This window comes from Bacillus sp. MYb78 (assembly GCF_002975115.1).
Classification (GTDB): domain Bacteria; phylum Bacillota; class Bacilli; order Bacillales; family Bacillaceae_G; genus Bacillus_A; species Bacillus_A cereus.
In genome coordinates this window covers 191,803-215,574 of the sequence record NZ_PCOB01000008.1, presented here as the reverse complement: position 1 = coordinate 215,574, position 23,772 = coordinate 191,803, and the positions used below count along the sequence as shown (strand labels likewise).

The window sequence follows — 23,772 nt, the reverse complement described above, 5'->3', positions numbered from 1 at the left end:
GCCGTTACCTCACCAACTAGCTAATGCGACGCGGGTCCATCCATAAGTGACAGCCGAAGCCGCCTTTCAATTTCGAACCATGCGGTTCAAAATGTTATCCGGTATTAGCCCCGGTTTCCCGGAGTTATCCCAGTCTTATGGGCAGGTTACCCACGTGTTACTCACCCGTCCGCCGCTAACTTCTTGAGAGCAAGCTCTCAATCCATTCGCTCGACTTGCATGTATTAGGCACGCCGCCAGCGTTCATCCTGAGCCAGGATCAAACTCTCCAATAAAGTTAGTTTGTCTAGCATCTAAAAATAAAAATTGACGTTTCACGTTGTTTGTTTCGTTCAGTTTTCAAAGAACTACTTGGTCGCTCATTTGCGACTTCCTTATGTTAACATCTTCATTTTTCAATGTCAACTAAGTTTTTCAATTTCTTTTTTGTCGTTTTCTGCGTTTCCGCATCAGCGACGGTTATTAATATATCATGCAGTATATACAGGGTCAATACTTTTTACAAAAAAATTTCACATCCCGTTAAAAACTTAAAAATCATTATAGCACCCATTCATTCTTCATGGCTCCTCTCCTATCCATTTCATATCTTATCTCTTTATCAATTTACACGAGAGTGAAAATTCTAAATTTTATGTTATATTATTATTATAGGAGTGTGGTGAGAATGAGCATTAAGTATTCAAACAAAATCAATAAAATCCGGACCTTTGCATTAAGTTTAGTATTTATCGGCCTCTTCATTGCATACTTAGGTGTCTTTTTCCGCGAAAACATTATTATCATGACAACTTTTATGATGGTTGGCTTTTTAGCTGTTATCGCTAGCACTGTCGTTTACTTTTGGATTGGTATGTTATCTACTAAGACTATCCAAATTATTTGTCCAAGCTGTGATAAGCCAACAAAAATGCTCGGCCGTGTCGATGCATGTATGCACTGCAATCAACCTTTAACACTAGATCGAGATCTAGAAGGAAAAGAATTTGATGAAAAGTATAACAAGAAGAGTTATAAATCATAAGTATCAAGGGAAATACGAGTTTGCAACACTACAAACGTTTCAACTCATTAAAAAGTTGATTTATTAAGAAATCAACTTTTTAATTGTTTTATTAAATTTATTACACCTATTTTTTCGAAATAACAGTAAACATCCCTGTCATGTTAGGCGAATAATCTTTAAAATCATATTTTTCGTAGAATGACGTTTTCCCTTGCGACGCAAACAAACCAATGAATGCTTTATCTGGAGCATTCTGATTTAAGTATTCTACTAAAGTATTCATTATTTTCTTTCCAATACCATTCTTTTGATACTCTGGATGAACCACTATATCTTGAATATAGAAATAGATAGCCCCATCACCAACAATTCTGCCCATGCCGATGATTTGATTATTATCCTTGACTGTTATACAGTAAATCGAATTTTGAAGTGATATTTCCACCACCTCAAAGTTCATATAATTAGTCCATCCCACAGAATCACATAGATATTTATATTCTTCCAATGTTGGAATGTCACTTTTAATCTCATATTTCTTCAAAATGTCCCCTCCAAGAATTCATTTCCACCAATACAAAGTAAATTCGACAAACTTTTATCTAACCCTTCTTACTAACTTAGCACTGTAAATCCCGATTAACCTCACGCTAATCCTTATATAATAAAGAAAGAGGCTGACGTATAGCCGTCAGCCTCTTTCTTTATTATATATTACGCCTTATGACACTCTGGACAAACGCCATAAATTTCTAAGCGATGACTATTGATAACGAAGCCTGTCGTTTTCGCAGCTTCCTCTTCCAGCTTTTCCAAGCCTCCATAAGGAAAATCAACAATCTTACCACATTTTTCGCAAATCACATGATAATGTTGACTTGTAACATAATCAAATCTACTTGAAGCGTCTCCATAAGTTAATTCCTTTACAAGTCCAACCTCTTTAAACACACGTAAGTTATTATAGACAGTTGCAACACTCATATTTGGAAACTTACCTTCTAATGCTTTATAAATATCATCCGCTGTTGGGTGCGTCATTGATTCCACAAGGTACTCTAAAATAGCATGACGCTGTGGAGTAATGCGTACACCCGTATTTTTCAGCATTTCTAGCGCTTCTTTTAATTCTTCTTTGACCACCGTCATGCACCCCGATTCTATACGGATTATTATTTTATAATTCTTATAAAGAGTGTACTCCTTTTCTTATAAATCGTCAATATTTCTACTATAAGTATGTGGTTTATTTTTATATTCAGGACTTGTTTTTATGTATCTTTCCCTTTTTCTTCATATATTACATAGAAAAAAGTGCGACATAATCGCACTTGGAATACTATCATCTGAGGAGGTATGCCCTACACTTCCACTTTATGTAAGGCAGTAAAATATGTATAGACACTTGCCTTGTTTCTGCATATTTTATCTCCAACGTAGATTTATTTTATATAAGAAAGAACATCCTCAATATGTCCTTTCACTTTCACTTTACGCCACTCTTTTACAAGTTCACCGTCTTTATTAATAAGGAATGTAGAACGCTCGATTCCCATATACTCTTTCCCAAAGTTCTTTTTTAACTTCCAAACATCGTATAACTCTGCTACTTTATGATCTTCATCTACTAAAAGTGTAAATGGCAATTCATGTTTCTCAATGAATTTCAAATGTCTATTCGCTGAATCAGGACTTACTCCAAGAATAACCGTATCCTTCTCTTGAAATACTCCATACGCATCACGAAAATCACATGCTTCAGTTGTACATCCTGGCGTCATATCTTTCGGGTAAAAATAGAGAACTACATTTTTACCGCGAAAATCAGCTAGGCTAACTTCTTCTCCGTTACTTCCCTCTAATGTGAATTCTGGTGCCATTTCTCCTACTGTAATCATTGTTATCACTCCTACTCTTTTCCTTTACTATAACAAATGCTTCCTTATTTTTCATTGTCTATTACAGACCTCATCACAAAAGCAAAAGGGAGTGTATATCCAATTAGCGCTTCTGCAATTGCAATCCATCGCCCAATTCCAATCGGAGATATGTCACCATATCCAACAGACAATAAAGTAACTGCGCTAAAATATAAACAAACTTCAACGAGTTGAAAAGAATGAACGTTCAAACTTTCTCCGTCCTCTTTCAAAACTGCGAAACCCATTTCCTCTAATACAACGTAACTTAATCCAAACGCGATCAGTACTGTTGTATAGATCAAAAATAATGTGGCCAAATTATACAGCGAAAAAAAACGCGTTGAATCTGAATAAGAACTCCATAATAATTGGACACTTTTCAAAATAGCGATTGCTGCAATTAATAGAATAAATCCCCATAACATGTCCTCCACCTCATTTTATATGTATGAGGTGGAGGACTGATTTATCCCTTAGAAACGAACAAGCTTCTATAATTAATTACCCGCGCCACGGTATCTTTTTACTCCTTGGTTCCAGAGGTTGATTGCAATCGTAAAACAGATAACACCAACAAGTGGCGTCGCGAATGCATAACTATTCCATTCTGTTTTTCTTAAAAAGTATGCTGCTGGATATACTCCAACAAACGCGAACGGTAAAACAAACGTTAAAATGAAACGAATTACACGATTATAAATATTAACAGGATAGCGCCCGTAATTACCTATGTTATACATAAGGGGCATAATTGAACTTTTCGCATCCGACCAAAAACCAAGGCTCGCAAGCGTAACAAATATCCCTCCATATACAAGTGCTCCTCCTCCTACCATCAATATAAATAAGAAGAAATCATACCAGTAAAAAGATAATTGTAACTCCACAGCTGCATATCCCATTACAACAATCCCTGTAATGGCTCCAATTAAAGATTCAAGTTCCATTCTTTCTAATATAATTTGAAATAGGCTATGGATCGGTCGCGTTAATACACGATCCATCTCCCCTTTAATAATGTATCGATCATTAAAATCCCATATATTAAAGAAAGCTGAAAAGATGGCAAATGGTACTAAAAAGAAACCATAAATAAAGATTACCTCTTCTCGACTCCATCCCTTCAATGCTTGTGTATGCCCAAATACAACGAGAATAAATATTAAATTAACTGCTTGAAGCGATAAATCAGAAAGTAAACCAACGATAAAATCGCCTCGATACTCCAATTTCGTTTTTATATATTGACTTGCATATTGTAAAAATAAGTTTATATATAGCATCTCATCATCCCCCTTGTACAATTAGACGTTTTCTCGCCGTTCTCCACATGAGTACAATTGGAATAATAAGTACAATTGCCCAAATCACTTGAAATACTAAAGCCTCATACAACTTACTCCCCTGTATACCTTCAGAAAAAATCATACTTGGAATATAACTAATAGCCTGAAACGGTAAAAACATCATTGCTTTTTGGGCCCATAACGGATAAAAACTAATTGGTAATAATAGACCTGAAAATAAATCAATAACAACGCGTTTTGCATACATAATTCCACTATTATTAAATAAGAAAAACGTAAGCATTCCCGTCATTAAATTAATTTGTGTATTAATAATAAAACTAAATATTAAAGATAAGAAGAAATATAACCACGTTTGAAAATTCGTTGTAATTTGCAATGAAAATAATAGCGTAACTATCACCATGCCCGGGATGGAAAAGAATGCAAAACGGAATATCCCCTCGCCAAGACCTTGCATAACTTTCATACCTAAATAGTTGTAAGGACGAATTAATTCTACAGCCACACGGCCTTCTTGAATTTCCATCGCAATTTCTCTATCTATATTATTAAAATAAAACGCACGTGCCATCCACGCGATTGCGATATACGTAGTCATTTGCGAAATAGATAAACTTTCAATATTCTCTTTTCCGCTATAAATTGCTTGCCACAAAAAATAATATGCGCCGATATTAATTGTATAAATTAAAATCCCGCTATAATAGTTTGTGCGATACGCAAGCATCATTAAAAAGCGAATTCGAATCATTTCAATATACTTACCCATGCGTAATACCTTCTTCATAAATGTTACGAATAATTTCCTCTGTAGACACTTCGTTAATTTTTAAATCTTTAATTTGAAATGCTTGTACTACTTTAGAAATAAGCATTGAAATAACAACTTCTTCATTCGGAATTTTTGCAACCCATGCGTTTTCCTCTTTCGCTTTCGACCAAACAACATGATTATCTGGCATAACCATTGATAAAGCCTGATAGGAAACTGGTGCAACAAACTGAAAGTGTATTTCCTTCTCTGCTCCCCACTGCGTACGAAGATTTTTTAAAGAACCGTCATACATAATATTTCCTTCATCCAGCATGATAACACGCTCACATAAAGCTTCAATATCCGTAATATCATGAGTAGTTAATAAAATTGTTGTTTTATAACGTTCGTTCATTTCTTTTAAAAATTCACGTATTTTCAATTTCACAAGTACATCTAACCCAATTGTTGGCTCATCTAAAAATAATAACGGTGGATTATGAATTAAGGCTGCTGCTAATTCACAACGCATTCTTTGACCAAGAGATAATTTTCGAACTGGTTTATCTAATAAAGGCCCTATATCTAACGTTTCAATTACGTGCTCCATATGCTCCTTATACTGAGCGTCTGATACACCATACACTTTCTTTAATAAACGAAACGATTCTTGGACTGCAATATCCCACCAAAGTTGCGAGCGCTGTCCAAAGACAACACCAATTGTTCTTACAAATTCTTCTCTTTGTTTATGTGGATTCATTCCATTTACTGTGATTTGCCCTGATGTCGGAGTCAAAATCCCCGTAAGCATTTTAATTGTTGTTGATTTACCAGCACCGTTCTCACCGATATAACCAACCATTTCACCTTGCTTTACAGTAAAAGATACATCATTTACTGCTGGTACTATTTTATAATTACGATTTAATAAATCGCGAAATGCACCCTTTAAGCCCGGACGACTTGAATAGGCTGTAAACTCTTTACGTAACCCTTGTACCTCAATTACCGATTTCATAATCGGACCCCCCTCCTAAATGTCACAACGAATAGTTTATCCAACTGCCTTCGCTATCACAAACAATACGTCTTTTCGAAAAACATGTTAGAATAATACATAGATTTTTGTAAGGAGATGAATTGTAGTGAAATTCACAAAGTCAGAAGCATTACATAAAGAAGCTTTAGAGCATATCGTTGGCGGTGTTAACAGTCCTTCTCGTTCTTTTAAAGCAGTTGGCGGCGGCGCTCCTGTTGCTATGGAACGCGGCAAAGGCGCTTATTTCTGGGATGTAGACGGAAATAAATATATCGATTATTTAGCAGCATACGGTCCTATTATTACTGGACATGCTCATCCGCATATAACAAAAGCAATTACAACAGCTGCTGAAAATGGGGTACTTTACGGAACACCAACAGCGCTAGAGGTAAAATTCGCAAAAATGTTAAAAGAAGCAATGCCTGCATTAGATAAAGTCCGTTTTGTAAACTCTGGTACAGAAGCAGTGATGACAACGATTCGTGTTGCTCGTGCTTATACAGGTCGCACAAAAATCATGAAATTTGCTGGTTGTTACCACGGTCATTCTGATTTAGTACTTGTGGCAGCTGGATCTGGTCCTTCTACTTTAGGAACTCCTGACTCAGCTGGCGTACCACAAAGTATCGCACAAGAAGTTATTACCGTTCCATTTAATAATGTAGAAACTTTAAAAGAGGCGTTAGATAAATGGGGTCATGAAGTAGCAGCTATCCTTGTAGAACCGATTGTTGGAAACTTCGGTATTGTAGAACCTAAACCAGGATTCCTTGAAAAAGTGAATGAACTTGTTCACGAAGCTGGCGCACTAGTAATTTACGATGAAGTTATTACTGCTTTCCGCTTTATGTACGGTGGTGCTCAAGACTTACTTCGTGTGACACCTGACTTAACAGCGCTTGGTAAAGTTATTGGCGGCGGGTTACCGATCGGTGCTTACGGTGGTAAGAAAGAAATTATGGAACAAGTTGCTCCGCTTGGACCTGCATACCAAGCTGGTACAATGGCAGGAAACCCTGCTTCTATGGCATCAGGTATCGCTTGTCTAGAAGTGCTTCAACAAGAAGGACTTTATGAGAAATTAGATGAACTTGGTGCAATGCTTGAAAAAGGAATTTTAGAGCAAGCAACGAAACATAATATCGACATTACATTAAACCGTCTAAAAGGAGCTTTAACTGTATACTTCACAACAAATACAATTGAAGATTACGATGCCGCACAAGATACAGACGGTGAAATGTTCGGTAAATTCTTCAAGCTTATGCTTCAAGAAGGAGTTAACTTAGCACCTTCTAAATACGAGGCATGGTTCTTAACGACAGAACATACAAAAGAAGATATTGAATATACAATCGAAGCTGTCGGCAGAGCATTTGCTGCCCTAGCAGACAATAAATAATCCCGTCATTAAAAGGAAAAAAGAAAGCTCACCTTTCTTTTTTCCTTTTTTCTATTTCATAAATCCCGTATTAATAGTATAATTATTCATAATTATCTGTTTTATATTCTTTTACAGCATTACTATCTCTGTGTACAAGGTGATTTGCACCTTAAATAGTAAGATTATTCTAACTTTTATAAGAGGGGGGATTGACGGATGCTCAATACAAAAAATACATGGACACCGTCTTTATTTCGAGATTATAGAAATGCAGAACACGATGCGTGTGGAATCGTTTCCGTTATGGAGAAACGAAAAATTGCTACCAAAGAAAACATTGACCTTTGTATTCAATCACTCGTCAAAATGAATCATAGAGCTGGTTTCATTAATGGTGAGGGCGATGGCATCGGCATTCACATTGATGTACCAAAAGCGATTTGGAATGAAAAACTAAAAAGTAGCGGATATAATCCAACGATTGTGGATCATCCCCACTTTATCGTTGGACATTTTTTTCTAAATAAAAAAGAAAACATTACTATCTTAAAAGATTATATTCGTACGCAATTAAACAACAAAAATTTTACAATCATTTTCGAAAGTGATGATGTAACAAACTCCGATGCACTCGGTCCACTTGGTAAACAAGAAGAACCTTTATTTTGGCAAGTTGCCCTTATCGCAGAAAACGAAATTACAAATATTGAGCAAACATTATTTTCTGTCACAATAAAAATAGAGGAAAACGAAGCAATTCATGTTGCTTCATTAAGTCGTGATCATGTTGTATATAAAGTTCTAGGTGCTGGTGATACACTTGTTGCCTACTATAATGATTTACAACATCCACTTATCGCTTCAACTATGACATTAGGACATAACCGCTACTCTACTAATACATTATCTAATTTTTTTCGTGTACAACCATTTAGCATTCTCGGACATAATGGTGAAATTAACACAATCGCAAAATTACGCGATCAAGCTGAAATGATTGATGTACCACTTACTGCTGGAGGCAGTGACTCTCAAGATTTAAACCGCACCTTAGAAACTTTACTTGTTCAATACGACTACAGTTTATTTGAAGCAATGGAAATATTGTTCCCTCCAATTATTAATGAAATTAAACTTTATGAAACACCTTTACAAGATTTATATACGTATATACGTGAAGCATGGGGACATTTTGCACAAGGACCAGCTGGCATCATTTCCCGTTTTAAAGATGAAGCTGTTTTCAGTGTTGATTCCCTTGGATTACGCCCAGTCTGGAAAGTAGAGACAGAGAGCTCTTATATTTTCTCTTCTGAACCTGGAGTTGTATCACCAACTAAATATGTAGCAGAACCAAAACCACTCGCCCCTGGAGAAAAGGTTGGATTAAAATGGAATGAACAAGATGAACTTGTTCTTTATGAATATGACAAATATCAAATCCAAGTATATAACCGTCTTAAAAAGCGAATTGATACTACCAATTACCATTTAAATTTATCTATCCCTGAAACGAAAAAAATCCAAGGGCTATGTGATTCTGTTCAAGTTGAAACGAAACAATACGTCGCTTTCGGATGGGACCGAGAACATATTCAGCTCCTTGAACAGATGGCAACAAAAGGCGTTGAGCCCATTCGCTCACTTGGGCATGACTCACCACTTGCCGCACTCGATACTGATAGACGAAATATCGCTGACTTTATTAAAGAAAGTGTAGCTGTTGTTACAAACCCTGCAATTGACCGTGACCGTGAAATTGAACACTTCTCTACACGTACTGTACTTGGAGAGCGTCCAAGTTTATTAAGCGGCGCAAAACGGCCATTTGTAGTTGAAATGCTTTCACCAATTATTTTAGAAGGCAGCGTGGCACAACCTATTGCAGAGGAATTACACACAATTACGTATGAACAACTCATAGAGCTATTTATGACTCATAACTCTATCGCCACAATCTCTGCTACATTCAGTTCGTCAGAAACTCTGCAATGTGCATTAAGCCGCATTAGTTCTGAAGCGATAGCTGCTGTTAACAATGGTGCTTCTCTACTAGTATTAGATGACGCAAAAGCCCATCTAAATGAACGCTTGTGGATTGATCCACATTTAGTTACCGCTAAAGTACATCAAGCATTAAGTGAAAATAAATTACGCCGCAATTGTTCTCTCGTTATACGTTCTGGTGCCCTTCGCTCCTTACATGACATTGTAACGCTATATGGATTAGGAGCAGATAGTATTAATCCATATTTATTATTCGCGACTGTAAATGATGGAACAAAAATACCAATTACGAATCTGTATAATGCACTTAATAAAGGACTAGAAAAAGTCATTTCAACAATTGGAATTCATGAGTTACGTGGTTACGGACGTCTCTATTCATCTATTGGGTTACATGAAGAAATTGCAAATATATTACAAATTACAAATTTCTTCGGTTCAAATGATTTAGCTTTTTCACTTGAATCACTTACTGAAGATGCAAAAATACGAGCAGAGGATTATAACAATCCTAAAATTAGAATGCGAAAATCATTTCATATATTCCCGCGAATTTGGAAAGCAATTGGCGATGTTGCAAAAGGAAATTCTTATGATGATTACCGTGACAAGTTAAGTGAACTAGAAGAGAATAATCCAATCGCAATCAGACACCTTGTTCAAACGAAACAAACAAAACATGTCGTTCCAACTGAAGAAGTATCTATCGGCATTCAAAATCATAATTTACCATTTATTATTAGTTCTATGTCATTTGGTTCTCAAAACGAAATCGCCTTTCGCGCATATGCAGAAGCGGCCGATCAGCTAAATATGATTAGCTTGAACGGTGAAGGCGGCGAAATTAAAGATATGATTGGGAAATACCCACATACACGTGGACAACAAGTGGCATCTGGACGATTTGGAGTAAATGCCGAACTACTAAACTCATCAAACTTAATTGAAATCAAGATCGGTCAAGGCGCAAAGCCTGGGGAAGGTGGACATTTACCTGGTTCAAAAGTGACAGCCAAAATAGCTGAAGCACGTAATGCGACAATCGGCTCAGATTTAATTTCACCTTCTAATAACCATGATATTTATTCAATTGAAGATTTAGCTCAAATGATTACAGAAATTAAAACAGCTAATCAACTTGCCAAAGTAGCCGTGAAAGTCCCTGTCGTTCCTAATATCGGAACAATTGCTGTCGGTATCGCCAAAGCTGGCGCTGATTTTATTAACATTAGCGGATTCGATGGCGGAACAGGTGCTGCACGTATTCACGCATTGCAGCATGTAGGTCTCCCTGTAGAAATTGGTGTTAAAGCCGCTCACAACGCTTTATTAGAAGCAAGCATGAGACATAAAGTAGAGATTTGGGCAGATGGTGGTATTCGAAGTGTAAATGATGCCTTGAAAATCATGCTCCTCGGAGCAAATCGTATTGGATTTGGCACACTATCAATGATTGCAATCGGCTGTACTACTTGCCGTGGGTGTCATCTAGATACTTGCCATGTCGGAATTGCGACACAAATTGAGTCTGAAGCACAAGCAAAAGAACATGGGTTACGCCGCTTCGTTCCGCGCGAATTAGAAAGCGCAGTTGCTGGCCTGCTAAATTTATTCACCACTTTCGGTATAGAACTAAAACGATTAACAGGACAGCTTGGGTATACAAATTTACAAGCAATTGTTGGGCGTTCTGATTTATTAGAGCAAGTTCGAGGCGAAAATTTATTAAACTTACGTAATTTACTACAAATAATAGAACATCCATCTGTTACAACAACAGAAGGCGTACCGGAAAAACAATTTAAAACAGTTCATTCCGCTGACTCAAAAGAATTAGTAGGCGTTGGTGTAGAGCAACGCGTTATGGGTGGTCTAGAATCATGTTATCGCGTTCGCAGTAAACTATATGAAGCTACTCAACTTGAACCACTTACATTAAAGTATACGAATGGTTCTATTCCCGGAAATGGGTTAGGTGCTTACAATAGTGAAAATTTATTTATACACGTAAATGGCGGCGCACAAGATGGCATTGGTAAAACTTCCTTTGGTGGTGGGATTTATATAACGAAATCAAAAGGAAAAGACGGAGTATATTATAACGGTTCTGTCGGAAAAGGATTTGGATATGGCGCACAAAAAGGGGCACTATACGTACAAGGGAACGCTGATGCTCGCGCTGGCATTCGCCTTTCTGGGGCAGACATGATAATTGGAGGTAGAATAACAAAACCACTCCGTGAAAAAGAGCACGGAAATATAGGGGCATACTCCAATATTAAAGGGTTTGCTTTTGAATATATGACAAATGGGCGAGCGCTTGTTTTAGGTGACCCTGGTCCATGGATTTGCGCCGGCATGACTGGCGGTGTTGTTTATTTACGTCATGATTCAAACTTAGGCTTAACAGAACAGGCCTTAAAAAGAAGAATCGCAAAAGGGGCAAATGTTACATTACAACCAATTAGTAAAAATGGTTTGAAAGATGTAACTGAATTATTGCTAGACTATATTCGTGTACTAAACGAGCATGAGCAATATGAGGAAGTTGCTTTGTTAACCCCGTTATTAGATGATATACAGAACCAGTTTTTTGAAATTATCCCGAAAAAAGAACAGGCAGATCCATCTATCTCAACAGAGTGACATGAGTAATTTTCATTATTAAGAAAAAATTGACGAAGTACACTTCTCATAGTAATCTATAGTAACAATTTGAGACCTGCTGAAATTCAGCAGGTCTTTTTACTAAAAACTGATGTTTAAAAGAAATTAGGAAAAATTATAAAGTGAAACTTTAATTAGCCTACAGCAATTGAGCGTTTACCGGCATCCAGCTACTGAATTTAGAGGCGGGAATCTTACTGTTCACAATTAGCGCGATAAAATGAATACTAATTTCTTTTAACGTCACTAAAATATCACTTGCTAACATATTGTAATGAATGTATAGTATCATGTTGTACATTCATTATGACAAGAGAAAGGATCTTATTAAGGGTATGAAACTTGGTGCTCGCATTTTAAAAACGGGTATTGCCATCACGTTAGCTTTATTTGCTTGTATTTTACTTCAATTACCGAGTCCGGTATTTGCGGGAATTTCAGCTATCTTTGCTGTTCAACCTTCTGTATACCGTTCTTATTTAACCGCACTTGAACAAATTCAAGCAAATGTAATCGGTGCGATATTTGCTATCGCATTTGCTACTGCTTTTGGACATAATCCTTTTATTATTGGATTAACATGTATATTAGTAATTGCTCTTACACTGCAATTACGATTAGAAAACACAATATCAATTGCTTTAGTAACAGTTATCGCCATTATGGAGTATCAAGGCGAAGATTTCTTTAGTTTTGCCTTACTTCGCTTTGCGACGATTATGATTGGTATTATTGCGGCTTCACTTGTAAATTTAGTATTTATGCCGCCGAAATATGAAACAAAACTTTATCATCGTATCGTTGATAATACAGAAGAAATTGTAAAATGGATTCGAATGAATAGCAGGCAAGCTTCTGATTTTACAACGCTAAAAACTGATATTGATCGTATGAAAGAAAAAATGATCAAATTAAACCATTACTATTTGCTGTATAAAGAAGAAAGAAGCTACACGAAAAAAGTAAAGTTCGCAAAAATTCGTAAGCTCGTTTTATTCAGACAAATGTTAGCGACAACAAGCCGTGCTTTAAGTACGTTAAAATCATTACACCGTACTGAAAACGAACTGCGTTACATGCCGGAAGAGTTTCAGGAATCTATCCAAAACGAACTTGACTCATTAACGCATTATCATGAACAAGTTTTATTAAAATTTATTGGTAAAGCAAAAAAACAACAATCTGTTGAGATGCTTGATGAAGTTGAAACAGGTAAACAAGAATTAATTGATATCTTTATGGAATATCAAAATAAGGACGATGAAGAAGCATATAAAACATGGCTACATCTCTTCCCTCTTATTTCTTCCATTATTAACTATAGTGAAGAAGTAGAGCATTTAGATTTACTTGTAGATAGCTTCTACACATACCATAAACCAGAAAAAGAACTCCAAATCGATGATAGAAAAGAAGACGAATAAAAAAACAGCTCCTTTTATGCTAAAGGAGCTGTTTCTGTTATATGTTGAAGTTGATATAAATTGTAATAAAATCCTTTTTTTCGCATTAACTCTTCATGAGAACCAGTCTCTTTAATCTCACCGTCTTCAATGTAAATAATCGTATCAACATGCGTAATCGTCGCTAATCGATGTGCGATTATAATCGTCGTCCTGTCAGCAGCTAACGTCTGAAGCGCCTCTTGAATATACCTTTCATTTTCTAAATCCAATGCCGAAGTTGCTTCATCCAATATAAGTACCGACGGATTCTTTAGAAACACTCGTGCAATTGCCACACGTTGTCTTTGCCCGCCCGATAGCTTTACACCACGTTCTCCAACGACAGTATTATAACCCTCTGGTAAGTCTATAATAAAATCATGAATTTGCGCAGCTTTGGCAGCTGCAATCACTTCTTGCTCTGTAGCTTTCGGATTTCCATATAATATATTAGCTCCAATTGTATCGCTAAACAATAAATTATCTTGCAGTACAATTCCAATATTACTACGTAAATTTCTCATATTATACTTTCTTACATCTATCCCATCTACATAAACCGCTCCCTCAGAAACATCATAGAAACGCGGGATCAAACTAGCAAGAGATGACTTTCCTCCCCCACTCGCTCCTACAAGCGCTACTTTCTCTCCAGGCTGCATAGTTAATGACAAGTTGTGTAATATCTCTTTTTCATCTGCATTATAACGAAAAGAAACATTATCAAATACAATTTCTCCATTTAATTTTTTCGTTTGTACCGCATTTGGCACATTAACAATATCGTATTTTTCATCTAACAGTTCAAACACACGGTCCATCGATGCAAAAGATTGTGTTAATGTTGTAGATGAATTAACAAGGCGGCGAAGCGGACTATATAAACTATCCATATATCCAACAAAAGCTACCATCGTCCCTAGCGTTAACTGCCCTTGAATTACTTCATATGCTGCAAAACCAATCACAAGTAACGGACCTAAATCTGTTAACGTATTTACTGCCGAGAATGTTCTCGCCGTCCAACTTGTATGGGTTAATGCTTTCGTTAAAAATTCATTATTTCTTTTTTCAAACTGCTTCCCCTCATACTCTTCTAACGCAAAGCTACGTGTCACTTGCATTCCTTGAATACGTTCATGCAAATATCCTTGCATCGTCGCTAACGCTTGTGAACGCTCTTTCGTCAATTTCCGAAGACGTCCGAAAAAATATTTCACTGCAATTACATAAATAGGTAAAATCAATAACGCAACAAATGTTAATTTTATATTCATAGAAAACATAACAATGATGGCAATAGCAATTGTTGCAGTATCTAACCAGACGTTCATCAAACCAGTAATTACAAAATCCTTCGTTTGTTCTACATCATGGATGACACGCGAAATAATCTCTCCTGTTTTTGTATTGGAGTAATAACGTAAACTTAACTTTTGTAAGTGACCGAAAATATACTTCCGCAAATCATACAGTATTGTATTTGCGATACGCTGCGCGAAATATTGACGATAATATTCAATCGGTGGTCTTAATACCGCAAAAATAAAAAAAGCAATTCCAATCGCTGTTATTAATTGAGATGTTTTATCTTGAAGTGAACCTCCGCCTTGAATTACATCATCGATAATATACTTTAATAACCACGGCATAATAAGTGGGATACCAAACTTAACTAGTCCAATAATAATTGTAATAGCGATAAGCCATCGATATGGTTTAACAAATTGTAAATATCTTTTTATGCCCTGCACATAATCCCCCCTCTAATAGGACAAACCTGCCGGGAAGCCCCCTGCAGGTTTGCTTTAATTTCTGTACATTAAATATCGTTCATACCACATATCTACGAAGTCTGGTGCGAACGGACCTTTTCTTTGATGAATCCACTGTGTTAAATGTGCTACATTTCGTTTTAAAATTGTATCGATAACAGGTGGATACTGCATAATTTGACTATGTTTTTCATACTCATCTTCATCTAGAAGCGTATATGTCATATCTGGATACACTTTAATATCTAAATCATAATCAATATACTTTAATGCTTCAGAATCATACGCAAAAGGGGAGCTTAAATTACAATAATAATATACGCCCTCTTCCCTAAGCATCCCAATCACATTAAACCAATAGTTGGCATGAAAATAACAAATTGCTGGTTCACGCGTAATCCATGTTCGGCCATCCGATTCTGTAACTACTGTACGATCATTCGCTCCGATCACAAGACTCTGTGTCCCTTTTAAAATTGTTGTTTCTTCCCACATTCTATGAATGGAGCCATTATGTTTATAACTATGTATTTGTACTTTTTCTCCTTCTTTGGGAAATCCCATATATGCTCCCTTCTTTCAACTGCAAATGCCCTTTGAACGGCATTCACTTTTCTTCTATTATAACTTTTTTGTCAAAATTTTAAAACTAAAGGGATAAGACTCTATTTTCCACACTGAATATGCAGGAGGTTTATCGTTGAATACAATAATACCCAATCTTCTCATAACACAAGGATTGTACTGTATTATTTATAAACGAGGACATGTAATAGAAAAAGCCCCTCTCTATTTGAAGGACTTTTCACCTGAAGGCAATAATATATCTTATCCTAAATTTGAAATCATTTTTTCAGTTGCAAAAGATTGGATTACACTATTCGTTTGTTCTTCAAATTTCTCATGTAACATCTTCAACGCTACTTCTGTTCTATATATTTCCTGACGGATAAAATGCAGTTCTTTTTTATCGCACGTTTCTTTTTCATTCATTTCAATTTGTTGATACTTCTCTAGATGTGCTTGTAACTTTAACAACTCATCCATCGTTTCTAATTGCTCCCCTACCAACTTATCAAAATCGTTCATTACTTACCCCCTTTTGGACTTATTCATCAGTTATTATTCCTAATTACATATTTCTAATCTTTAACTTCCTTCTCCTTTGACAACATTTGTTGACTTATTAGAAGTTATGTCGTTCACTTTCTTTTCATTACAATGACCCGCACACAAAGAAAACACTTCTCTCGAATTGGAGAAGTGTTTTTCTTTCATTACTCGTTTGAACTAGAAGATTGTGATTGTTTTGCAGCTGACTTAGCATTTTGTTTTTTCACAGCATGCACGTCTGTTTCAGTTGCAAATTCTGTACCATAACTAGCGTTTGCACTTTGTGCACCAGAAGCTTGTGCTTTCTTTGCTTCTGATTGTGCGTTTGCTTGTTTTACTGCTTGTACATTTGTTTCAGTTGCAAACTCTGTACCATAACTAGCATTTGTACTTTGAATACTAGCACCAGAAGTTGCCTTGTTATAACCTTGTTGTTTTTTACTCATCTTTCTCACCTCCACAATCAATAATGTAACCAATTCAACTAGAAGCTATCCGTAATTTTCTTTTGAAAAAATTCCGCATATATCTCTTGTTACTCATTCAAACTATAGAAAATGGAGGTGGAAATATGTATATAGGACGCGATATGACTGAACTAACGATGCTTTCAAAAAACGAATGGAAAGAAGATGAATTAGCTTATTTTCATCATTCATTACAACAGATTTTGCCCTATTTAAATGCGGAAGGGCAAAGTATTTATAAAGAAATTGTAATAGAGATCGAATCAAGGGGCGGCTTACAAGAAGGTGATGCCAGTTGGACTCATGGGACAAAAATTTCTTACGATTAAAAAAGTGTTCCCAATTTAGGGAACACTTTTTTGTTTATTGCATTGTAATTTTCTCAACACAACTCTCATAAATCGTACGATGCGATTTAGAGAAAGGTAACTGCTCAAATGCTTCTTTCGATACAAGTTTCAATGTATCTGTTTCAACAATATCACCGGTTACTTTTCCGTAAAATACAAATATATCCCAAGTACGATGTGTAAATGTATGTTGTACATTCATTGCGTACTCATCAATAGAAATCGAAAGCTCAAACTTTTCTTTCATATAATCTATAAGCTGTTCTTTCTGACTTCGAATCCCTTCGCCAAGTTCAATATTCGGAAACTCCCACATATTAGCTAATAATCCGCTACTTGGACGTTTATTAATAACGTAACGACCATCTTCAGTTTGAAGTACTCCTGCAACAAGCGGTACCATTGTAGGAGCTTTCGCTTTACTTTTTACTGGTAGTTCTTTTTGAACACCTTCAGCATATCCTCTGCAATGCTCACGTACAGGACAAAGTAAGCAAGATGGATTTTTTGGAATGCAAATCAATGCACCTAACTCCATCAAACCTTGATTAAAATAAGATGGATTTTCTTTCGAAATAATTTCACGCACAATTTCTTCAAAAACTTTTCGAGTCTTTGGTTTTGCAATATCATCCCATACTGATAAAATGCGAGATAATACACGCATAACATTTCCATCAACTGCCGGCTCTGGTATACCATATGCGATACTTAAAATAGCACCTTTTGTATATGGTCCGACTCCTTTTAACTTTTCAATTTTCTTTACATCACTTGGTACAACCCCGCCGTATACTTCTTTTACCTCTTTTACTGCCGCATGTAAATTACGTGCTCTAGAATAATACCCTAAACCTTCCCATGCTTTTAATACTTCTTCATCATCTGCGTTCGCTAACGCTTCAAGTGTAGGAAACTTCCCCATAAAATTTGCGTAATATGGTTTTACAGCTTCTACTCTTGTTTGCTGTAACATAATTTCAGAAACCCAAACGCGGTATGGATCTTTATTCTTTCTCCACGGTAAGTCGCGCTGTTCTTCTTCAAACCAACCAATTAAATCATTTTGAAACTGCTCTATATTAAAATTTTTTAGTATTTCAAGTGTCAAACTTGATCCCCCTCATTTTTTTGCATATAAGTACTATTATAAAGATTTTAGGAAAAAATTTAAGTAAGATGACATAGGAAATTGAAGGCAAAGGACTTGAGGTATCGAATAAAAAGAGTTACATTAATAAAAAACGGAGGTGGATTTCTATGGACACAGCCACTCACCTTGTTATGGGTATCACTTTAGGTAGCTTAGCAACATTAGACCCAGCCATAGCACAAAGTGATATTGGCCCACAAGCTGTTATGCTTGCTACAATTGCTGGTTCCAACATTCCTGACATTGACACAGTTTTAAAATTGCGTAATAACGCTAAATATATAAGAAATCATCGCGGAGTTACTCATTCCATTCCCGCGGTAATTCTTTGGTCATTCCTTATAAGTGGCATCTCTTTCGCCTTCTTTTCAGACGCTCCATATCTTCATCTACTACTTTGGTCATTTATTGCAGTCTTCCTTCACGTCTTTGTAGATATTTTCAACGCCTATGGTACACAAGCATTACGGCCTTTCACAAAAAAATGGGTCGCACTCGGCGTGATTAATACATTCGATACCGTAATTTTCTTTATCCATATACTTGCAATTGCTTGCATGCTCGTCGGTTCTCATAAAGGATACACTGCCTTAGCAGCATATATATTAATGATTGTTTACTATATCGGACGAATTATGATGCACAGAAATATAAGAAGCGTTGTACACAAACGTTTCAAAAATGTCGAAAAGATTATCATTTCTCCTTCTTACCGATTTTATCATTATCATTTAGCAGTCGTTACAGCTGATTATTACTACGTTGCGAGATGGCACCGTGGTAACATCATGATATATGACAAGTTCGATCGGGTACCGTTCCCAGACAATGATATTATGCGAGCAGCTAAACAAGATGAAAACATCTCGGCCTTCCTATCTTTCTCTCCTGTATATCGCTGGGATATTTTTGATCATGATCATTATTACGAAGTACGATTCATTGATTTACGGTATCGAAGTAAAGATTATTATCCATTTGTCGCGATTGTTCAGCTCGACCATAATTTAAATATTATTAGTTCCTATACAGGATGGATTTTTAGTGAAGAAAAACTTCGAAAAAAACTGGAATTACTTCCACATTAAAAAAAGCGACTCAAGTCGCTTTTTTTAATGTTTCAAATGATCTTCTTGATTAATTAAATGACTATACTTCGGATTGTTTGTACGCATTTCATGAAGGCGTACACCATGATTATTAATCCATGATCGTACCACTTGCTCAGTCATTTCCTCACCTTGATAACGCCCTGATTTTGCATAAGTTGTTTGAAAATCTTCCCAAAGTAATTCAACCCATGCACGAGCTTGTCCGTAAGAAAGCTTATCATTCTTGTCTAATAATTCTTTCGTTAATGCTTCATAAATATCATTCATGTTCTAATCTCCTTTTACCTATTTATCCCTTCATTTCTAAAGGATAGTTTCTTCTGTTTTGCACATTCTATAAGTGATACTTCTTAAAGAGGTATCAACTGATGAGGAGGAGGGCTTTCGCAATGGGTAAACAAGCCGAATTTTGGTCTGAGTCAAAAAACAACAGCAAAATCGACGGTCAGCCGAAAGCGAAATCACGCTTCGCTTCGAAGCGACCTAACGGCACAATTAACACGCACCCACAAGAACGTATGCGTGCTGCAAATCAGCAGGAAGAGTAGTACAAATTAAATTAACTTCCTACACGAGGTGATAAAGATGAGCTACCGTGATCGCTTAGATAGTCGTTCTGAATTATTTAACCATACGTGGACTCGTCCAAAACATGCAAAAGCGCAAGTTAACGGACAGACGCAACAAACCCAGTCTCTCATTATATTGGCAAATGAATGTAAAAAACGCCAATTTTAGAATCTCCTATCTCCTTTAACGCCTACCAAAGATGAAAACCAGAGAGATATGTGCTCTCTGGTTTTTATTTTTCTTGCAATAAGGAAATTGGTATGCCAATCTCTTCATTATCATTTTGCTTATATCCCCAAGCAAATACCCCATTGAAATACGTAATTTTAAATAATACACCAGGTTCTTCTACTAATTCATATATTTCACCAATACGGAACTTGTTTATATCCGTCATATAAGCACGAGCCATTGCCATTTTTCTCATTAATACATCGAATTCATTGACAATCCCAAGCTGCTCAGCTTTTACTGCTTGCTCCTTCAAAGCGCCAATTTCTTCCCTTAGCTCATGCGGTGTCATTTCACTGTAGCGTTTTGGCATATTCATCTTATTCTCCTCATTCCTCTTCGCGTTTCATTTGCAAAAATATCTCAATTTCATCAATAGAGAATCCTTTTCTATATAACGCTTGTTTCATCTTGTTTTCAAATGTCCATCCATCATGCTTCTTATATTTCTCATAATATTTATTCCCATGATAGTGTAACGCTTCTTGTTGCTTTTCGTCATCTCTTTCGTCTTTCAATTCTTCCAAACAAATTTGAATTACTTCTCTAGAATATCCTTTTCGAACAAGCATCTCATCTAACTTTAGCTTCATTTGTAAAAAAGAATGCTTTTGATAAGATTTTTTCTTCTTTTCTATGAGAAACAAGGCATTCTCAATTTGCTTTTCCTTCGGATATTCTTGTAAACTGTGCATAATAAGTAAATCTTGAACACCTTTATTTAACAACTCTCTTTTAATAACAGTTGGACCTTTTCGATTCACATTACTTTGCGTTCGCGTATATAAAACAGCGTACTCTTTATCATTAATATATCGGTCATGTAATAATTTCGAAACGACTTCAGAGATGATGGCCTGTCCCACTTCTTTTTTTCGTAAAAAATCTTCTATTTCTTGTTTTGTTCTCATTTGATAGGATAAATAGGAGATTGCTTGTAAATATGCTTTTTGTACCTCTTCATTGTACAAAATATTTCCTAACTCTATTTCATCAATTTCTAAGCCTTTTTGTAATCCATGTTTCATTAAGATTACTTGATCCACACTAAACCCGTACTCTTCACCTTGGCCTTTATCAATATAAATATTAAATCGTTCTTTCGATCGTTTTTGTACTTCTATTTTTGTAATGACAGCCATACTCTCACCTCTCTATTATTTTAACATAGTCGAGGAACATTTTTTCTTTTCAAGAATATATATAATGAGGAGGAAATACTTGTGAAAATCGCAATTTCTGGTGGTACAGGCTTTATCGGTAAATATCTTTCTACTTTTTTTGTTCAAAAAGGATATACTGTTTACATCCTCACACGAAAAAAAACTACTGAAACTTCCGACCCTAAACTTCAGTATGTTCAATGGACACCAGATTTACAAACCTTCCCCCTCTCTTCTATTGATGTAGTTATTAATCTAGCCGGAGAGTCTATTAATAGTAGATGGACAAAGAAACAAAAGAAAGCCATTTTAAACAGTAGAATTCAAACAACAAAAGGACTCATTAAACAATTGCAGGCACTCCATAAAAAACCACATACATTTATTAATGCAAGTGCTATTGGATACTACGGAACATCTGAAGTAGAGTCTTTTACTGAGCAACAAGAAACTCCTGGAAATGACTTTTTAGCAGAAACAGTATTTTTATGGGAACAAGAAGCAGCTAAAGCATGTTCTCTCGGAATAAGAACAATTTACACAAGATTTGGCGTTGTATTAGGTGCAGATGGCGGAGCCTTGCCAAAAATGTTACTTCCCTATCAATTCTATATCGGCGGCACCATTGGTTCTGGGAAACAATGGTTATCATGGATTCATATAGACGATGTCGTTCGTATGATGGATTTCATCATACACAAAAAAGAAATTGATGGTCCTCTTAATATGACAGCACCAACACCTATAAGAATGAAGGAATTTGGAAAGACCATCGCTGCTGCAACGAGAAAACCACATTGGCTGCCTGTCCCTTCATTTATGCTTCACGCCTTATTAGGTGAGATGAGCATACTTGTACTAGAAGGGCAACATGTATTACCTAGTAAAGCAATTAAACATGGATACCAATACACATTTCCGGCAATAGACCATGCATTACAAAATATACTTTCGCATACAATGTAGTACTTCTAAAACACAATTTTACATGGGCCCTTTTAAAACTTTCATTTTCTAGGATCCGAAGCATTACCATACAAATAACCTTTCAGTTACTTTCCCTTAACTTCCATTAGCATTATAAAGTAACAGAAATGAGGTACCTATGAAAATATTGCTCAAACAAGCCATTGTATACCCTATTACATCTCCAAAGTTTCAAGGCGATGTACTCGTTACAGGAGAGCGAATTACCGAGGTCAAACCTTTTATTCAACCTACTCAAGATATGACCGTTATAGATGCACGAGCACTCCATCTCTTACCTGGCTTTATTGATGTCCATACTCACCTTGGTCTCTATGATGAAGGTACTGGTTGGGCTGGAAATGATGCCAATGAAACATCTGAAGTTTCAACACCACATATTCGTTCTTTAGATGGAATCCATCCTCTCGATATCGCCTTTCAAGACGCTGTACAAAATGGAATTACAACCGTTCACGTTATGCCTGGCAGTCAAAATATTATCGGAGGTACTACTTGTGTAATAAAAACAGCTGGAACTTGTATTGATCATATGATTATTCAAGAACCTGCTGGTTTAAAGATTGCCTTTGGAGAAAACCCTAAAAAAGTCCATAGTAATGGAACAAAAGAATCCATAACACGTATGGGGATTATGGGGTTACTTCGGGAATCATTCTATGAAGCACAACACTACGGGCACGAAGCTGATTTTCGAATGCTTCCTATTTTAAAAGCATTACGTCGTGAAATACCCGTACGTATCCACGCTCACAGAGCAGATGATATTAGTTCTGCGCTACGCTTTGCAACGGAATTCAACCTCGATCTACGTATTGAACATTGTACAGAAGGACACTTTCTTGTTGAAGAGCTTTCGAAACACAATTTGAAGGTTTCAGTTGGTCCCACTCTGACACGCCGTTCTAAAATCGAACTAAAAAACAAGACATGGGATACTTACCATATATTATCCAAAAATGGTGTGGAAGTTTCTATAACAACAGACCATCCTTATACACCCATTCAGTATTTAAATATTTGTGCTGCTGTCGCAGTAAGAGAAGGGTTAGACGAGAAAACAGCACTAGAAGGAATCACCATATTCCCAGCGCGAAATTTGCGGTTAGAGGATAGAATTGGAAGCATCGAGGTTGGAAAAGACGCCGATCTCGTGTTATGGACTCATCATCCTTTCCATTATTTAGCCAAGCCTGTACTAACTATGATTGATGGAAAAATAATTTACAAAAAAAATAAAAAAAACTAGTTTATTTTTTTGACTAGATAAAGTATTATACGATTATAAACTGAATGAAACCATAATCAATT

Annotated in this window: 26 protein-coding genes and 1 rRNA gene; 10 read left to right on the top strand and 17 right to left on the bottom strand. The window is 36.2% G+C overall.

What is annotated here, in order from left to right:
- Positions 1–275 (bottom strand): 16S ribosomal RNA (locus CQ064_RS17795); the annotation flags it as partial.
- Positions 276–667: 392 nt separating this feature from the next.
- Here CQ064_RS17795 and CQ064_RS17785 point away from each other — a divergent pair.
- Positions 668–1,024 (top strand): YgzB family protein, encoded by a 357-nt coding sequence (locus CQ064_RS17785; protein WP_000025058.1) that lies wholly within the window; start codon positions 668–670, stop codon positions 1,022–1,024.
- A 106-nt stretch (positions 1,025–1,130) separates the two neighbouring features.
- Here CQ064_RS17785 and CQ064_RS17780 read toward each other — a convergent pair whose 3' ends face one another.
- The 7 genes from CQ064_RS17780 to CQ064_RS17750 form a co-directional block, all read right to left on the bottom strand.
- The gene (locus tag CQ064_RS17780; protein ID WP_000759744.1) at positions 1,131–1,550 is read right to left on the bottom strand and encodes a GNAT family N-acetyltransferase; all 420 of its coding nucleotides are present in this window, start codon (positions 1,548–1,550) and stop codon (positions 1,131–1,133) included.
- A gap of 170 nt (positions 1,551–1,720) precedes the next feature.
- Complete coding sequence (gene perR, locus CQ064_RS17775; RefSeq protein WP_000237829.1) at positions 1,721–2,149, bottom strand: peroxide-responsive transcriptional repressor PerR; 429 nt, start codon at positions 2,147–2,149, stop codon at positions 1,721–1,723.
- Positions 2,150–2,448: 299 nt separating this feature from the next.
- Complete coding sequence (gene bcp, locus CQ064_RS17770; RefSeq protein WP_000633711.1) at positions 2,449–2,904, bottom strand: thioredoxin-dependent thiol peroxidase; 456 nt, start codon at positions 2,902–2,904, stop codon at positions 2,449–2,451.
- A gap of 44 nt (positions 2,905–2,948) precedes the next feature.
- The gene (locus CQ064_RS17765) at positions 2,949–3,353 is read right to left on the bottom strand and encodes a potassium channel family protein (protein ID WP_000964345.1); all 405 of its coding nucleotides are present in this window, start codon (positions 3,351–3,353) and stop codon (positions 2,949–2,951) included.
- 72 nt (positions 3,354–3,425) lie between these two features.
- Positions 3,426–4,211 (bottom strand): ABC transporter permease, encoded by a 786-nt coding sequence (locus CQ064_RS17760; protein ID WP_000965774.1) that lies wholly within the window; start codon positions 4,209–4,211, stop codon positions 3,426–3,428.
- A gap of 4 nt (positions 4,212–4,215) precedes the next feature.
- Positions 4,216–5,007 carry an ABC transporter permease gene (locus CQ064_RS17755; protein ID WP_000521519.1) on the bottom strand — a complete coding sequence of 264 codons (792 nt, stop codon included), beginning with the start codon at positions 5,005–5,007 and terminating at the stop codon, positions 4,216–4,218.
- Entirely contained in the window at positions 5,000–6,013 is a 1,014-nt protein-coding gene (locus tag CQ064_RS17750; protein WP_000843653.1) for an ABC transporter ATP-binding protein, read from the bottom strand. The genes CQ064_RS17755 and CQ064_RS17750 overlap by 8 nt, the downstream gene beginning before the upstream one ends.
- Before the next feature lie 127 nt (positions 6,014–6,140).
- Between CQ064_RS17750 and hemL the strand changes: the two genes are divergently transcribed.
- Both hemL and CQ064_RS17740 read left to right on the top strand, forming a co-directional pair.
- Positions 6,141–7,439 (top strand): glutamate-1-semialdehyde-2,1-aminomutase, encoded by a 1,299-nt coding sequence (hemL, locus tag CQ064_RS17745; RefSeq protein WP_000673247.1) that lies wholly within the window; start codon positions 6,141–6,143, stop codon positions 7,437–7,439.
- A gap of 198 nt (positions 7,440–7,637) precedes the next feature.
- Positions 7,638–12,074, top strand: a complete 4,437-nt coding sequence (locus CQ064_RS17740; RefSeq protein WP_000935316.1) for a glutamate synthase-related protein — start codon at positions 7,638–7,640, stop codon at positions 12,072–12,074.
- A gap of 160 nt (positions 12,075–12,234) precedes the next feature.
- On the opposite strand, the gene CQ064_RS33640 is transcribed toward CQ064_RS17740, so the two are convergent.
- Complete coding sequence (locus tag CQ064_RS33640; protein ID WP_153601216.1) at positions 12,235–12,387, bottom strand: hypothetical protein; 153 nt, start codon at positions 12,385–12,387, stop codon at positions 12,235–12,237.
- Between the two features lie 43 nt (positions 12,388–12,430).
- Here CQ064_RS33640 and CQ064_RS17735 point away from each other — a divergent pair, with 43 nt between their 5' ends.
- On the top strand, positions 12,431–13,519 hold the full coding sequence (locus CQ064_RS17735) for an aromatic acid exporter family protein (RefSeq protein WP_000765788.1): 1,089 nt from the start codon (positions 12,431–12,433) through the stop codon (positions 13,517–13,519).
- Between the two features lie 14 nt (positions 13,520–13,533).
- Here CQ064_RS17735 and CQ064_RS17730 read toward each other — a convergent pair whose 3' ends face one another.
- From CQ064_RS17730 to CQ064_RS17715, 4 genes are all read right to left on the bottom strand, one after another.
- Positions 13,534–15,294, bottom strand: a complete 1,761-nt coding sequence (locus CQ064_RS17730; protein WP_001161605.1) for an ABC transporter ATP-binding protein — start codon at positions 15,292–15,294, stop codon at positions 13,534–13,536.
- A 54-nt stretch (positions 15,295–15,348) separates the two neighbouring features.
- The gene (gene ntdP / locus CQ064_RS17725) at positions 15,349–15,879 is read right to left on the bottom strand and encodes a nucleoside tri-diphosphate phosphatase (protein WP_000506627.1); all 531 of its coding nucleotides are present in this window, start codon (positions 15,877–15,879) and stop codon (positions 15,349–15,351) included.
- A 264-nt stretch (positions 15,880–16,143) separates the two neighbouring features.
- Positions 16,144–16,404 (bottom strand): YgaB family protein, encoded by a 261-nt coding sequence (locus tag CQ064_RS17720; RefSeq protein ID WP_000997578.1) that lies wholly within the window; start codon positions 16,402–16,404, stop codon positions 16,144–16,146.
- Between the two features lie 188 nt (positions 16,405–16,592).
- Positions 16,593–16,874: a gamma-type small acid-soluble spore protein gene (locus tag CQ064_RS17715; RefSeq protein WP_000039034.1), complete on the bottom strand. Its 282-nt coding sequence runs from the start codon at positions 16,872–16,874 to the stop codon at positions 16,593–16,595.
- 125 nt (positions 16,875–16,999) lie between these two features.
- On the opposite strand from CQ064_RS17715, the gene CQ064_RS17710 reads away from it, so the two are divergent.
- The gene (locus CQ064_RS17710) at positions 17,000–17,224 is read left to right on the top strand and encodes a hypothetical protein (RefSeq protein ID WP_000275439.1); all 225 of its coding nucleotides are present in this window, start codon (positions 17,000–17,002) and stop codon (positions 17,222–17,224) included.
- A 34-nt stretch (positions 17,225–17,258) separates the two neighbouring features.
- Here CQ064_RS17710 and mutY read toward each other — a convergent pair whose 3' ends face one another.
- The gene (mutY, locus tag CQ064_RS17705; RefSeq protein WP_000171383.1) at positions 17,259–18,356 is read right to left on the bottom strand and encodes an A/G-specific adenine glycosylase; all 1,098 of its coding nucleotides are present in this window, start codon (positions 18,354–18,356) and stop codon (positions 17,259–17,261) included.
- 149 nt (positions 18,357–18,505) lie between these two features.
- Here mutY and CQ064_RS17700 point away from each other — a divergent pair, with 149 nt between their 5' ends.
- Positions 18,506–19,486 (top strand): metal-dependent hydrolase, encoded by a 981-nt coding sequence (locus tag CQ064_RS17700; protein WP_000379115.1) that lies wholly within the window; start codon positions 18,506–18,508, stop codon positions 19,484–19,486.
- Between the two features lie 24 nt (positions 19,487–19,510).
- On the opposite strand, the gene CQ064_RS17695 is transcribed toward CQ064_RS17700, so the two are convergent.
- Positions 19,511–19,777, bottom strand: a complete 267-nt coding sequence (locus tag CQ064_RS17695) for a YfhJ family protein (RefSeq protein ID WP_000998159.1) — start codon at positions 19,775–19,777, stop codon at positions 19,511–19,513.
- Positions 19,778–19,899: 122 nt separating this feature from the next.
- Between CQ064_RS17695 and CQ064_RS17690 the strand changes: the two genes are divergently transcribed.
- Together CQ064_RS17690 and CQ064_RS17685 are read left to right on the top strand one after the other, a co-directional pair.
- On the top strand, positions 19,900–20,058 hold the full coding sequence (locus CQ064_RS17690) for a small, acid-soluble spore protein K (RefSeq protein ID WP_000517891.1): 159 nt from the start codon (positions 19,900–19,902) through the stop codon (positions 20,056–20,058).
- 37 nt (positions 20,059–20,095) lie between these two features.
- Entirely contained in the window at positions 20,096–20,248 is a 153-nt protein-coding gene (locus CQ064_RS17685) for a YpzG family protein (RefSeq protein WP_000122093.1), read from the top strand.
- A 64-nt stretch (positions 20,249–20,312) separates the two neighbouring features.
- On the opposite strand, the gene CQ064_RS17680 is transcribed toward CQ064_RS17685, so the two are convergent.
- Entirely contained in the window at positions 20,313–20,630 is a 318-nt protein-coding gene (locus CQ064_RS17680; protein WP_001057023.1) for a YfhH family protein, read from the bottom strand.
- A gap of 10 nt (positions 20,631–20,640) precedes the next feature.
- Positions 20,641–21,453, bottom strand: a complete 813-nt coding sequence (gene recX / locus CQ064_RS17675) for a recombination regulator RecX (RefSeq protein WP_000268513.1) — start codon at positions 21,451–21,453, stop codon at positions 20,641–20,643.
- A gap of 81 nt (positions 21,454–21,534) precedes the next feature.
- Between recX and CQ064_RS17670 the strand changes: the two genes are divergently transcribed.
- Both CQ064_RS17670 and CQ064_RS17665 read left to right on the top strand, forming a co-directional pair.
- Positions 21,535–22,440 carry a TIGR01777 family oxidoreductase gene (locus tag CQ064_RS17670; protein ID WP_000684406.1) on the top strand — a complete coding sequence of 302 codons (906 nt, stop codon included), beginning with the start codon at positions 21,535–21,537 and terminating at the stop codon, positions 22,438–22,440.
- Positions 22,441–22,579: 139 nt separating this feature from the next.
- Entirely contained in the window at positions 22,580–23,710 is a 1,131-nt protein-coding gene (locus CQ064_RS17665; protein WP_000698297.1) for an amidohydrolase, read from the top strand.
- Positions 23,711–23,772 lie beyond the last annotated feature (62 nt).

What these genes read in the sequence shown, in the direction of transcription:
- CQ064_RS17785 (WP_000025058.1), top strand. Translation starts at nt 668, where the DNA reads ATGAGCATTAAGTATTCAAACAAAATCAATAAAATCCGGACCTTTGCA.
- CQ064_RS17685 (WP_000122093.1), top strand. Translation starts at nt 20,096, where the DNA reads ATGAGCTACCGTGATCGCTTAGATAGTCGTTCTGAATTATTTAACCAT.
- ntdP (WP_000506627.1), bottom strand. Translation starts at nt 15,879, where the DNA reads ATGGGATTTCCCAAAGAAGGAGAAAAAGTACAAATACATAGTTATAAA.
- CQ064_RS17765 (WP_000964345.1), bottom strand. Translation starts at nt 3,353, where the DNA reads ATGTTATGGGGATTTATTCTATTAATTGCAGCAATCGCTATTTTGAAA.
- CQ064_RS17690 (WP_000517891.1), top strand. Translation starts at nt 19,900, where the DNA reads ATGGGTAAACAAGCCGAATTTTGGTCTGAGTCAAAAAACAACAGCAAA.
- CQ064_RS33640 (WP_153601216.1), bottom strand. Translation starts at nt 12,387, where the DNA reads ATGATACTATACATTCATTACAATATGTTAGCAAGTGATATTTTAGTG.
- CQ064_RS17740 (WP_000935316.1), top strand. Translation starts at nt 7,638, where the DNA reads ATGCTCAATACAAAAAATACATGGACACCGTCTTTATTTCGAGATTAT.
- CQ064_RS17665 (WP_000698297.1), top strand. Translation starts at nt 22,580, where the DNA reads ATGAAAATATTGCTCAAACAAGCCATTGTATACCCTATTACATCTCCA.
- bcp (WP_000633711.1), bottom strand. Translation starts at nt 2,904, where the DNA reads ATGATTACAGTAGGAGAAATGGCACCAGAATTCACATTAGAGGGAAGT.
- CQ064_RS17715 (WP_000039034.1), bottom strand. Translation starts at nt 16,874, where the DNA reads ATGAGTAAAAAACAACAAGGTTATAACAAGGCAACTTCTGGTGCTAGT.
- CQ064_RS17680 (WP_001057023.1), bottom strand. Translation starts at nt 20,630, where the DNA reads ATGAATATGCCAAAACGCTACAGTGAAATGACACCGCATGAGCTAAGG.
- CQ064_RS17720 (WP_000997578.1), bottom strand. Translation starts at nt 16,404, where the DNA reads ATGAACGATTTTGATAAGTTGGTAGGGGAGCAATTAGAAACGATGGAT.
- CQ064_RS17750 (WP_000843653.1), bottom strand. Translation starts at nt 6,013, where the DNA reads ATGAAATCGGTAATTGAGGTACAAGGGTTACGTAAAGAGTTTACAGCC.
- CQ064_RS17760 (WP_000965774.1), bottom strand. Translation starts at nt 4,211, where the DNA reads ATGCTATATATAAACTTATTTTTACAATATGCAAGTCAATATATAAAA.
- recX (WP_000268513.1), bottom strand. Translation starts at nt 21,453, where the DNA reads ATGGCTGTCATTACAAAAATAGAAGTACAAAAACGATCGAAAGAACGA.
- CQ064_RS17735 (WP_000765788.1), top strand. Translation starts at nt 12,431, where the DNA reads ATGAAACTTGGTGCTCGCATTTTAAAAACGGGTATTGCCATCACGTTA.
- CQ064_RS17755 (WP_000521519.1), bottom strand. Translation starts at nt 5,007, where the DNA reads ATGGGTAAGTATATTGAAATGATTCGAATTCGCTTTTTAATGATGCTT.
- CQ064_RS17710 (WP_000275439.1), top strand. Translation starts at nt 17,000, where the DNA reads ATGTATATAGGACGCGATATGACTGAACTAACGATGCTTTCAAAAAAC.
- CQ064_RS17695 (WP_000998159.1), bottom strand. Translation starts at nt 19,777, where the DNA reads ATGAATGATATTTATGAAGCATTAACGAAAGAATTATTAGACAAGAAT.
- CQ064_RS17700 (WP_000379115.1), top strand. Translation starts at nt 18,506, where the DNA reads ATGGACACAGCCACTCACCTTGTTATGGGTATCACTTTAGGTAGCTTA.